Raw genomic sequence first — 12,560 nt, forward strand, 5'->3', positions numbered from 1 at the left:
ACGCTTCAAATTTGCCGCAGCGCCCGGCTTAATGCTACCGACAAAGGATGTACCTATGAAGCTAAAGACACCAAAGGATCTATTGCTGCTCGCCTCGGGAGATGTCGTTACGAAGCGAAATCTCTTTGATCTAATTCAGTACTCCAAGGTTGCTGACTCCCAGTTCTGGGGGGGTGAAGAGGTACGAATAAACAATACACCGCAGCAGGGAATCAATTGGATTGGCGAACCACCTGCTTGTCATGGAGTGATCATCAAGACGCGGCCGGGGTCATACGAGGAGGATGGTTGGGGAGATGATGGCAAGACTGCATACCATTACTCATTCAAGGCGAGAGGCGGTGAAGTTTCTTATTCGGAAAAAGCAAATTCGGCACTCATTAATCAGCCTCAGTACCAATATCCCATATTGCTGTTCACAGAGAGCGGTGATTCTTGGGTTTTCGAGGGTACTTTTTCTGTATCTGCAATCGAGACTAAATTCGTCGTTCTAGAACGCGGGTCTGGTTTTGCGCCAGGTACATCTCTGCCTCAGGAGGAGGTTCTGTACCAAGAGGGCGGCAGAAAGTACGTGACTCACCTGATGGCTGAGCGCAACCAGGGAGTAGTCAAGGCGCTTAAAGCCAACTCGGCCTCGGTTTGCGATATTTGCGATTTAAACTTATGGCGTCGAATACATAGAAGCGCACCATAAGGTGCCTATCGCGACATACTCTTCAGCTTACGTCTTAAGCCAGAATGATTTTGCATTGTTGTGCCCAAATTGCCATAGAGCGGTACACATTTATATGAAGAAAGACGGACTAGAATATCTGGAGATAAAGAAAAAGCTCAGGCACCAATAGGCTTTATGAGTGCGCGCGTTGGGGCTAAGTGGGACACGCCATGCCTCTGCGAGCCCGGAAAATCCAGTGGGAGTTGGTCACATCGGTATGTCATGCGTCGCGGGATAAGTCCGATCACACATCACCAGCACCTACTAGACTCGGCCAAGCAATAACTCGAATTGCCGTAGAAAATCTTGCCCGAACTTACTCAGAAAATCTTTTTAAATTTCATTACCTTGAGCACATGCTCAGCTATCTGCTTCGCCAGAAATGGAGGTACGGCATTCCCAACTTGGAGGTACTGTGCACTTTGCCCGCCTTCAAAATAGTAATCGTCAGGAAACGTTTGAATACGTGCCGCCTCTCTCACTGTCAGCGATCTCATTTGTGCGGGGTCATAGTGGATGTTTGCATGGCCATCCTTATGCATATGTGAAGTGACAGTCTTTGCTCGATGAAGTCGAGGATAGCACCTGAAGCGATCTTGGAAGTTCCGTGAGTACCAACTTTTATGTCGGGAAGCCAGATCCGCAGGGAAAAATTTTGTCGTCGGCGAAGTGGATGTCTGACGCATACTCGCGTGCGGTGAGCGCTCAGCGTCAACAAGCATTTGCGCTTCAGTCCATAGTGCAGAGAACATGTAACGGGTCATATCACTGGGCATATGCTGTTTTGCCCGGTGGTTCAACACTCCGGAAAAGTATTTGTTGGCCAGCCAGTTTTCAAGTTTCCCGTAGCCTTCATTTATGCCGGTCAGGGCTCTGGTTGATTGGGAGTTCAAATAGAAATTACACCCGGTACTCAGCTGCTCCCATGTTTCCAGCTCATCGAGGAGCTGGGCAATTTTCGGATAGATTGTTGATAAAATATGCCGGTATTCGCCCTCCCGACACTCGATAAAGTGCTCTTCCTCATTGGAAAGGAAAATCCGGACAAGGTCATGCTCGGATATGTCTCTTGTAGCCTTCACTTGCCGCGCTTTTTCGAATCTGAGGCTTCGACGCTCCCACTCCATGATGTCCTGAATACCTCGTTCGATGGCATCCCTTCCCGACACAATTCTACGAATCTCATCGAGGCACTGGTTTCTGACTTTGTGCCATTCCAGGTCGCTGTCAGATGGACTGTCTTCAGTAATTTGGTCAGGGCCTGGTGATCGGTTCGCAGTGCTGATCGAACTCCGGATCTTGGGCAACGAAGCGATCGTTTCCGAGATAGACGGTGCGAGTGGGGCTAGCTTCGAGTCCATAGTTAACGGAAGTGATCCTTCTTTGTCGTGCTCCGCATTTATTCCAAGGAGAATGACCCTCTTCCGCTCTTGGGGCACGCCAAAGTCAGCCGCATTGATAACGAAATCCTTGTCTGAAGGATCCCCTTCTGAGCCGATGAAGTTATCTTTATCAGTGACCAGCGAATATATGTGGTACTGCTTCTGATCCTTTTCAGGATCAGGGTTTTCTTTGAGGTACTCCAATCGCTTGATGATCTCCGGAAAAACTCTGACTCCGTTAGCGAGTTTTGCCGAACCGATTCCCGACACATTTTCCATCACGAACAAGTCGGGCCGTGCTCGGTCAATGACATCTGCGTATTCTTTGTAAAGAAAAAAGCGTTCGTCATGGTCCTGGTTATGATTTGCTATGCCCACGCGCCTCGCGCGACCTATTGTCGAGTAGGCTTGGCAGGGTGGACCACCAATCACAATTAACGGTGAACAGCTTCTCAGGTTTGAGCGTCGATCTTCTCCGGTTGATCGGCAAACTTCATCAATTTTCCTGTTTATCTCTCGTTGCTCGGGAGTCTCTTCCTCGAAGTCTTTTTCGTCCGGAACTTCTCCGTTTTTCCATTTCTCGAAAACTTTACTGTTACCTAGCGCATGAGGTCTTTGCAGAGTTTCTTCGCATGCAGCCCGCCACTCGTCCGTTTTTTCGATCTCGTCCATGACGAGTCTCTTCGAAGACTCGTCGGTGCACGTCACGTAGCGGACATACAGGGATTTATCTTTGAGCTTTCTATAGAACGACCTCAGCGTCAGAGTCTTGTGAGCGTTTTTTTCCTTTTCGACTGACATGGCAATTTCGAAAGGAGAATTGTCGCAATTGCTGAACCCCTCTCCCAAACCGCCGGGGCCTGCGAAGAGGTCAATGATTTTTACTTTGTCGCTAGGCTGACTCATTTCAAGATCGGGTCGATAGAGTGGTAGGACTGGATAGAATACCAGGATTACTTTGCTTTGCCAGGTCTATGAGCCAGCGGCTACGCCGTATTCGCAGCGGCTACGCCGTATTCGCAGCGGCTCGAGAGAGGGCAGGCGTTGCAGTCTGGTTTTGAGGTCTTGCAGATTGAAAACGCCAGATCTAGCAGCGCGAAGTTCAGGTCTGGCGAGAGGCCATCCTGGTCGCCAAAGCAGTGTTCAAGAAGACGTTTTGCTTTTTTTGAGCGGTGTTCTGCTTGTGTAATTTGTTCCCCCGTAACTCTGGAAGCGACGCGTATGGTATTGGTATCAATGATGTAGACAGGTCGATGGTAGCCGAAAGAGATAACAGCGTTGGCTATGTAGTGTCCCACACCCGGAAGAGTAATCAGATTTTTATAGTTGCCGGGAACCTTTCCTTGGTGCTGTTGAATTAATTGCTCACAAGCTGAAAAAAACTGATTCGCTCTTGATGCGATGCCAAGAGGGTTGGTTTGTTGTTGCCATAGATTTTTTTGGCCAAGGACATCTTCGGGGCAGCGAAACTCATCGATGAGAGAAGGGTAGATGCCGGCAACGGTTGATGCTTTTGTTCGTCTCAGAAGGCTCTCAGCGACAAATATAGCCCACGGTGTTTGAAGCTTTCTCCACGGTAGTTCGTGGCGACCATTTTCCTGGTACCAGGCAAGCAGTCGTTCTTTGTCCGGCTTCCCCAAAATTGCCATAATTCATATTCAACTTTTCGAACCGTTGTGCCTTGGCGCTCTTTTGAACGCTAAGGCACTGAAATAAATCGACCTTGATCAGTCTGTAAACGTTTCTTCTTCTGCAAGGGAATCAATAATTCCTCTCTCTTGAAGATCAAAGACTACTTTCGCAGCATGCTTGGCTTGTTTGACGGAAGGAACCTTGACCCAGCCCCCTGCGGCATAGCCAGCCATCGTTGTCGCAAGACTGCACTGGAAATCAGAAAGCTCGCCCTTTTCCTGTCCCCACTTCGTGATCTTCCACCAAGTCTCAGCCTCTAGTCCCATGGTAACCGCAATATTTTTGCGATCCTCGGAGGTCATTGTGACTTTGCCCTTTCTTGCGTCCGCACCAACTGTTGGCAGGTGATCACCCTCGGCGAGTTCGGCCTCCAGTTCCTCTGGTACAATAAGTTCCATTTCTTTGATGACTTTCCAGCACTGCTCGTTCTTTGCCCATTCAGTGACGTTCCTACCTTCAGCCGTTTCTACGATCCGGTCCAGAACATCCGGCATCCAGTCATAAAGCACTTTGTTGATTGACGGGGTTACTTCTTGGCGGTCCCAGATATCCCTCAGAACAATCCGACCGTATGTTTTATGGGATAGCAGGGCGACCGTGTAGGCCACGGCGTTTGCACGATATGCGGAGAAAGCGTGCTGACGCGCAATCGATTCGGCTTTCTTGAAAATAATAGCTTTGGCAATGAGATCCTTGTAGAAATCGATATCTGGAATTTCGTTCTTTCTTTCCTGCTTCAGTTTGGACATGTAATGAACGAAGTTCTTTTGTGCACCCCTCGACACAATGTATGGCAGTTGCGCCCACGCATTCTGGTATCTGGCGAGATCCGTTTTGACAAACTTTCTATTCGACGGATTGATGGACTCGAATTGCCTACGCTTGGCTGGCGAGGTTGAAGCCCGGCTTTTCGCAACCTGGTATTGGCCACGAGCACGCTCATAGAACCACTTGAACTGTTGGCCTGGAGCCCAGACCGTCTGGGAAAGGCGCTCAATCTCAACGTGAAAGCTGTCATTCGCCGCGAAGTCTGCTTCGTTAACCTTGTTCTGGGTATTCGAGTATCGGCTGATCTGGGGAACCAGCTCATCGAGGCTCTCCGGATTAACCTTGGTGATTTTTGCTTGAACGGCTACTCGATTCAGGTGGGGGCACTTGTCAGCTTTCTTTGCTCGGTGAATTGAAGCCACCGTTTGGCCGCCGTTAACGATCTGGAGTCCGCGCATGAAAGTGATGACTTCCTGACCAGAATCGTTCTTCTCTACATTGAGAGATTCAACCGTCGCCGATATGCCGTTGTTGTATGCCAGAAACCGGCTGGGCTCATTGAGGATGGTGTTTCTGATGCCCTTATTGACCTTGCCTTTCTGCTGAAGAAAAGAGCGGACATTCAACTCCATCAGCCTTCCAGCGTACTCCTCATACAGATCCGCGAGCCACTCACCGGGCAGGATTGCGAGGTAACCGCTGTACTCGTCGCTATTCCCCGGCATGGATAGACAGGGCAGGCCTCGACCAAAGCGGTCAACCAGATCTATCTCTATGCCTTCCTGGTTTGTCTCTGAGGCCTGTGCCCTGCTAAGCCGGACGATATCCCACTTGTGAATCTGAAGATCGATACCGGCGGGCCCCTCGATTTCCGGCTCCTCCCTGAGAGAGATCTCGGAGTCGGTCAGATAGTGAAGTCGGATCTGGCCTATGGAGCCGAGTGATTCCTTGATTAAAGAAACGCAGTCGTAAGTCTTGGATGATGGTTCGATCTCCGACAGTTGCGTTTTTTTGCAGAAATCCAATAGTCGAAGAGCACGTTTCAAGGAGGACTCGAGGTCGGACTTGTTAATGGATTCGGGGTTATCAACTCCAAAATAGTCTGACACCACCAGATCTAACCTTCCTTCTGCAAGGTCAGCGCCCCAGGCATCACAGCGAACACTGCCAGCGCCGAATTGCCGCTCGATATGTCCGATAGAAAGATCGAATGATGCACCTGATTCCGAGAGCATCGCAGTGACATACTCGGTAAACCTTTCCACAGGATACTCTTCAGACAGATTGCCATTATCAGGGTCAGAGATGTCTGAGAGGAGCTGATACCGAAATTCCTGAACGCTTGAGTCAATCATTTTGGTTACTCGATACTGCTAACATGAAGTCGTCGAAAGAGAGGGCTTGTTGGGCTACTGTTCCCAAATTGACTTGGTAAGTTGCTTCCACGATGCCTTCAGGGATTGAGTCGTGGGTTAGCTTTGGGAATTTTTTATCTATCAGGAAAGCCCGTACCTTCCTTACTTGAAACGATTGCTGAGAGTAATGGGTCTCGTCCTTGTCGCGATAGCCGGAAGCCAAGAGCTTTTCTTCGAATTCGAGCCTCTCCGCAGGAAACAGCGAAAGTCGTTGGCGAATACTCTTTATCAGGTGAGGCAGGGTCTGTTCACCATGATCATGAGAATCCATGGCGACCTGAGCAAGGAACAGCTTTTGGGTTCCCGTAGGATCAAGCTGGCGTAAGCTGCTGATGGACACGGTATCAATGTTGTGTGCGATAGTGGCCTTTACCTCGATGGTGGCAAAGGGAAGCTGGAAATCATGATGACTTCTCTCACTGCCCTTCCACGCTCGGATAACAGTCGCCTCTTCAATGCCGTTGTCCATAAACATGTGTGCCAGGATAAGCTCGCCTGCCAGCCCTGTCTGCTCGGGACCTGAAAGGATTTTCTTCTCGGAAGAGAAGAAAGTTCTCCAGACAACCAGGACTTGTCTGACGACGTTGTACCCGGTGACCGGGAAATCCACTTCCGATAGCTCGTCCGTGAGGCGGGCAGCCAGAGTCAGAAAAATATCTATTGAGGCAGGTTGGTTCAAAGTCAGAGATAGAAAAAGTTCCCGGTTGTGATACGAGAGGCCTGAGTCAATTCCTTTGATTGACGGCAGGGGAGTATCCTTGACGAGATCAGGCGTGATCGGCCCAAACTCCAACATTGGTGATTGATCGTCGAAACAAATCGCGAGGTAAGCGCCGAATCTGGCTGATCCGCCGATTCGATATCTCGCAGTTTGCGATGGCTCGCCGGGCTCATCGAGCAGGCTTTCCCAAGCTCGAACGATCTGATCAATATTACTGGCCATCGGCTTGTTGTCCTACTGAGTTCACGATGTACTCAACAGGAATATCCTGGGCACTATCAATGCCGGGGAAGCTAATTGCGAAGCCCATAAAGGGTACATCGACGTTGCTGTATTTATGCGACTCGGGATCTATGGGATAGATGATCAGCAAGCCTTTAGTACTCGGACGATATTTTCGTAATTGAGGGCCACCCGGATACTGGATTTTTGCGGCTGCTTCCGAGCCATTTCTTTGCTCTTCGATTTTTCGCTTTTCGTCGAGAGCTTTTTGAAAACGCTCCTCATCAAGCGTAATCACCCGTTCATCTTTTGGCTCAGTGATAACTCCGGGGCGGAAATAATCCGGAGTCTCTGCCTTGTCGCCACGGTCTCGAAGACCCACATTGAAACCTGCGAGGTTTTCAGTATTTTGCGTGTCATTTGCAGATATTCCTGAAACCAGCACTGTCCAGTCCGTAAGGTTGCCTTTGGAGTTTTGCGCGCTGATATATTTTGCAAGCAGGTTGGTATCAACTCTTCGGATGCCATCTTCTGAACCGGTTTTATATGATTCGAGAAAGTTGAGAACCGGTTTCACGGGGACTTCGGACCACATCGGGCGATGTTCAGAACTACTGGAATCGAACTTTCCTTTTTGTTTAGCTTCATGGAGCAGTGTCTTGACCGCGACCAAGTTAAGGTCCCTAGTCGTCTTCTCTGCATCGAAAACAATAGTCTGTGTGAGATCGCCACTGTAACTGCACTTTTCTTTCTGCCCATCCCGCATCTTGACGGGCGACGTTACTTGCAGAAGTGGATGGGTTCGAACCCTGTGCCCAAAATTCTCGGGGGTCGCCCCCACAGCACACATCGTTTCAAAGTCGCTTCTCAGTTCAGTGTCGGCATCTGAAATATGCCGGAACCAGTTGATAAGTTCTTTTGGAGCGAAAAGCCGCGTGAGGTCGACGAAACCATCTCTGTATCCGAACCATCGCCCCATCTGCATCAGCGTGTCGTAAGTTTTGCTTGGACGCGTAAAGTAACTAACTAGCAATCCTTCAAGTGTAAGCCCTCGAGAAAGCTTGTCTCCGCCAATTGCTATTACGTTGAGCCCAGTGCCACGATGCCGTTCATAGTCCAGCACATCACCCGCACTTCCATTGATCTCCCTCACTACAACGGTTTGAACAACTTTCGGAAGAACCTGTTCAATTTCACGCCACTCATGAGCAGGGCAGCGTTCCTCATTTATTGAGGTGGTGGTTTTGGTGTAATCCTCTTGCCACAGATGTTTCAGATCTTTCCAGGCTGAAAAGTTTGGATCATCACCACCATAAACGAGGCAATGACGGATGCTCGTTAAAGCTTCTTTTACTTGGGTGGTCACCTTGTTTTGAACATCAGTGAACCGGGTGACGTGTACCAGCATTGAGGAGTGTTTACTTCCCTGGCCCCTCAGAAGTCTTGCACTGCAAGAGAGCAAATAAGATAGAAGCGCTTCATAAAGGCTAGGTGGTACCCTCGATTCGCCTTGGAATTTCGGAATATGACTGCTTTTGTGCTTGGGAGGCATCCAGCCCTTTTTTTCATTCAGGGCCATGCTATCGGCGTAATCAGATATTTTTCTAGTAAGCGGCAAGCCCTTAGTTTCTCGCCCGGTTTCAGCGTCCGTATAACCAAACATTCTCTGCGGACCGACGTAATTTGTCGGTGGCCGAATGCAGGTGATGAAACTTCTCGGAAACAGGTCTTCTCCGAAATTCTTTGAGTCAGAGTCCTTATGGATCATGATGTTCGCAAACGGAGTTGCCGTGTATGCGACATAGGCTGATTGCTCGAAAGTGTTCAGAATCGTTCTAATCAGGCCGTTGATGACAGTCGGATCGACCTCAGGGTCAATTTCCTCATTATCTTCGGACCTTGGATCCTTGATGTTCGATTTATTGGTGTTAATTGAGCCTTGGTCTGACTCGTCATCAATCAGCAGAAGTGGGATCTCTGAAATCGGGGCGTATTGTGTTGGGTCGGTGATGCCTTTCTGGGCTCTGCCCTGGCCCTTTAGGTATCCAATCAGATTTTCCAGTACTGACTTGTTCTTTTTGACCACAAAGACCAGTGGACGGTCTATGCTGTTAGCAAAATTCTTGGTCGCACCGGCCACAAAGTCACCATTGTCGGCTCGAGTGGTGGCAGCATCGGGCCAAAGCTTTTTGTGATCGTGAGCAATCTCACCAACGCCAATGAATTTTGGATTTCCCGGATCACTTTTGTCGTATCCCAAGAAGCCCTCTTCAATACGGATTTGGGTTTGGGAGCGAAGATTCTTGTGGAAACCGGCGAGGACGATAATTACTTTGTAGCCTGCATCAGCGGCTTTACAGATCAAACCTGTGTAGTTGGCCGTCTTACCTGACTGAACCGAACCAACAACCATGCCCCTGCGGTCCCAGCTTCCTTTCTGTTCCGGGTTAGTCAGCTGCCCCAGAGTTTCATCAATAGTTTCATCCAGCGTCTCGATAACTTTCGGTGGCCACCCTTCTTTTCTTAGAAGCTCTTCGTAACGATTCCAGTAAAGCCACTGAATATCGGGTTTGGCTTTGGTAAGCCAGGCCGTCCAGTTCCTGTCTTCTGATGCCATGGTGTGTGCTGAGTCCATCCATGTTTTGTTGTTGAACTCAGCATTTTCTATCAGCTTATTTCTGACTTCCTGGTCGTCCTTGTAGGGAGTCATTATCAAAACCGCATCCACAGCTTCACACAGCTGCTCTCGCGTAATTTTGCCACCATTCATTTTTTTCTTAAGCTGTATGGTGCTTGAGATCATCGCACCGATTTCATCAAGAAATTCCATGTTTATCTGGCTCCAAAATGTGCGTAGATAATCTCTTTGTGGTCTGAAAAGCACTCCAGATCGCAGATTTCACTGATTAGTTCGTCGGTCGGCGCGGAGTTGCCACCTTGCAGCAAGTTCAGGTAAGCAGTTGCAGCCTCGATGACTTCATTTTCTGATGCTGCACCGAACGGCGATGACCTCATTTCTGGCGACTCTGCGGAATCGAGCCAAATCTGCTCTACCGGAACTGTTTCCTCTATCAATCTGAAGATAGCTTCGGCTTCGTTTTTGCAGCCTCCAAGACGGTCAAGAAAGCTCTTTATAACGGGATGGTTGCGATCAAGACGATAGGTGTTCTGCCCACGGGTCTGTCTGGCCATCCATACCTTGCCAACTTTTTCTCTGCGTTCTCGTTTACCGTACTTACCTCGGTGGGCAAAGATTTCCCGAGCCTCTTTTCTCACTTGAGAGGCATACTGGACTAAGGCAAGTGCCACAGTCTGTGGGGGAGTTGCCAGGGATTTTTTGACATCGATTTTCCAGTCGCTGTCCATTTCGTTGGTGATATCGACACGAATGCGGGCCAGCTTGTAGTGTTCTTCTGCACGCCATTTTGAAACACCTTCCCGCAGTCCCAGCCAAGAGCCGCTGACCAACAGTCTGTCCCCTCGATAAACATAGAAACCTTGATGGGCATTCCAGCCAAGCGGGCCGCCGGCCTCCTCATATTCATCCTGAGTGAGCATGTCTTTGTGAGGGAGGATAAAGCCCTGAACGGTAGTGGTGGTCTTCCCAAATGGAATTTTGAAAACCGGTTTGGGTTCGGTTGCCTTGTGCTTTGCGAAGAACGGATCCCACGGCTTCACGAGCTGGGCTTCCGTGTCACCATTGATATAAACCTTCAACCTGGATGGAGAGGCCAGAAAACGATGGAAGATCATTCCAAGATGGTCACGCAAGGAGTCAATCTGGTGATAGAACTCATCTCTGTGCGAAGGGCTAGTAGCTATAGTGCCTGAACATAGTTTATCGAGGTTTTCCAAAAGCACTACCGTGCCGGATCTCTGATTCTCGATACCTGCCATTTTTCCCCCGGATTCTTCTCTTCCGGTTTTCAACAGCCGCCACTCATTGGTTTGTTGCTCGGCTATGTAGTCAAGGTCCCATCTTCTGACCGCTACCGGGGAACTTTCGGTTCTTGAGGCGACTGTGAGTGAGCGTGCAAGTGAGAGAGAGGCTGTTTTGAGGCCGAGTCCGAAGCGACCCAGATCATGTTCTTCTCGCTGTTCGAGAGGGCTTTGGCTACCCGCAACCATGGCTGTAGAGAGCAGTTTTTCGCTCATTCCAATCCCATCATCTCGGATGGTGATCCAGGAATTTTCACCATCCCAACGAAGGGTAATCCAGATATTTTTTGCCTTGGCCGTGATGGAGTTGTCTATCAGATCTGCGATAGCGGAATTGAGCGAATAGCCATAGGCCCTGAGCGACTCGAGCATGGCCGCAGCGCTGGGAGGGGAAATCTCAAAATCCATTTACAGTCCTTCATGAAACTGCACCGCTCCGAAAACTGCTGGAGAGGAGGGTCCTTTGTTCAACCCGCCTAGAACGTAAGGTTGCGAAACGGATTCACTTTATGTTGATGCTAATCTTTAACAGAATTGGTTGTGAAAAAAAACTCTGTTTTACAAGTAATAACAGTGTGGAAACATTAAAGGGAATGCTTTGTAACCATCCTGTTTCAACTTATGAGATCGGCTGTGATGGTTATAAATCCGTTTGGTGCAGATACGATTGTTGAACAGTGGATTGAACGTGAACACTAGGATTTCCGGGTTTGATCTTCCCGCCATAAAGATGTGAATCGGGAGCAGTTCGCTCCCGATTCACATCTTTATGGCGGGATAAAGCCAATTTTGATAGGTGAAAAACCTATTCTTTAATCGTCATTATCTCCATCATCGTATATTCTCGATATGAGTCTTTTCTCCTTAGTTATCCAATTGAGATGCCCCGCTATCTTACTTACACGCACCAGACACGCGGCACGCGCAAGAGGTGGGAACATGGCAAGCATGGTCAGCGCAACGCATGGCCTCCGTGCCGCTCCCCGTCGGAAACTCCCCGAAGTGACGCCCGTAGAGGGCTACGGTGCGCGCAAAGGCGTCTTGTAGGTCCCGGTAGTCGTCCTCACCATAGATCCCGAAATACGGGTAGTGGTCAATGAACTGACCGAACACCTTCTGGCAGTCTTCCCGGTATGCGCGTGTGTCAAGTATGTGCGCATGCCAGATTTCATCGACGATCTTGGTTGGCACGAGAGAGACAGACGGATAGAACGACTTCAGTGACAGGAAGCGGCGATATTCCTTTTCACCGACATCCCATGCTTCCATGGTCATTTCTGCTTCACTGGACTCTGTGTATTTGTGCTTCAGCCGCGCAAAGTCGAGGTTGGCCACGTTCAAGTCGAGGCCTTGCGGTGTAACTGCCATCTGATTGAGTTGAATACAGGCATTCATAGTTAAATCTCCTTCTAATTGAATACAGGGCCCTGGTTTCAAGCCCGTCTTCGCTTGATTTCCCTATCAAAGGCCTCGCGAGTCACCAGTGCGACAGCGGAATAGCCACGTCCGGTCTTTTGATAGATCAGGCGCAGTGCCGGGCTAAGCTTGAAGCGGATGAGGTCACTGCGACAGCGAATGCGCTTGCCGCCAAGGGTGGGATAGGGCTGGCCACTTTCAAGACCATCATTAATTTCCAAGGCTCGCTGGACATGCGATTCACAAAGGTTTTGGCGGCAGTGGTGCAATAGGGAATTTAGAGTAGACAT

General features: G+C 49.4%; 10 protein-coding genes. 2 read left to right on the forward strand and 8 right to left on the reverse strand.

The window, feature by feature from the left end:
- The first annotated feature begins 55 nt into the window (after positions 1 to 55).
- Positions 56 to 694, forward strand: coding sequence for a hypothetical protein (locus K325_RS18115; protein ID WP_211218163.1), 639 nt, complete (start codon positions 56 to 58; stop codon positions 692 to 694).
- Position 695: 1 nt separating this feature from the next.
- Positions 696 to 845 (forward strand): hypothetical protein, encoded by a 150-nt coding sequence (locus K325_RS18935; protein ID WP_211218164.1) that lies wholly within the window; start codon positions 696 to 698, stop codon positions 843 to 845.
- Between the two features lie 190 nt (positions 846 to 1,035).
- Here K325_RS18935 and dcm read toward each other — a convergent pair whose 3' ends face one another.
- From dcm to K325_RS18620, 8 genes are all read right to left on the reverse strand, one after another.
- A complete protein-coding gene (gene dcm, locus K325_RS18300) occupies positions 1,036 to 2,769 on the reverse strand; it encodes a DNA (cytosine-5-)-methyltransferase (protein ID WP_169441817.1) in 1,734 nt (577 codons plus the stop codon).
- A gap of 314 nt (positions 2,770 to 3,083) precedes the next feature.
- Positions 3,084 to 3,746 (reverse strand): HhH-GPD family protein, encoded by a 663-nt coding sequence (locus tag K325_RS0115100; protein WP_029655102.1) that lies wholly within the window; start codon positions 3,744 to 3,746, stop codon positions 3,084 to 3,086.
- A 78-nt stretch (positions 3,747 to 3,824) separates the two neighbouring features.
- Positions 3,825 to 5,912: an AIPR family protein gene (locus K325_RS0115105; protein WP_029655103.1), complete on the reverse strand. Its 2,088-nt coding sequence runs from the start codon at positions 5,910 to 5,912 to the stop codon at positions 3,825 to 3,827.
- On the reverse strand, positions 5,905 to 6,915 hold the full coding sequence (locus K325_RS0115110; protein ID WP_029655104.1) for a PD-(D/E)XK motif protein: 1,011 nt from the start codon (positions 6,913 to 6,915) through the stop codon (positions 5,905 to 5,907). The genes K325_RS0115105 and K325_RS0115110 overlap by 8 nt, the downstream gene beginning before the upstream one ends.
- Positions 6,905 to 9,745 (reverse strand): Z1 domain-containing protein, encoded by a 2,841-nt coding sequence (locus K325_RS0115115; protein WP_029655105.1) that lies wholly within the window; start codon positions 9,743 to 9,745, stop codon positions 6,905 to 6,907. Before K325_RS0115115 ends, K325_RS0115110 begins: the two co-directional genes overlap by 11 nt.
- A 2-nt stretch (positions 9,746 to 9,747) precedes the next feature.
- Positions 9,748 to 11,262 (reverse strand): ATP-binding protein, encoded by a 1,515-nt coding sequence (locus tag K325_RS0115120; protein WP_029655106.1) that lies wholly within the window; start codon positions 11,260 to 11,262, stop codon positions 9,748 to 9,750.
- A 486-nt stretch (positions 11,263 to 11,748) separates the two neighbouring features.
- A complete protein-coding gene (locus tag K325_RS0115130; RefSeq protein ID WP_211218165.1) occupies positions 11,749 to 12,249 on the reverse strand; it encodes a glycine-rich domain-containing protein in 501 nt (166 codons plus the stop codon).
- A gap of 38 nt (positions 12,250 to 12,287) precedes the next feature.
- A complete protein-coding gene (locus K325_RS18620) occupies positions 12,288 to 12,560 on the reverse strand; it encodes a ParE family toxin-like protein (protein WP_156836610.1) in 273 nt (90 codons plus the stop codon).

The sequence above is a fragment of the Marinobacter daepoensis DSM 16072 genome, assembly GCF_000421165.1.
Taxonomy (GTDB): Bacteria; Pseudomonadota; Gammaproteobacteria; order Pseudomonadales; family Oleiphilaceae; genus Marinobacter; species Marinobacter daepoensis.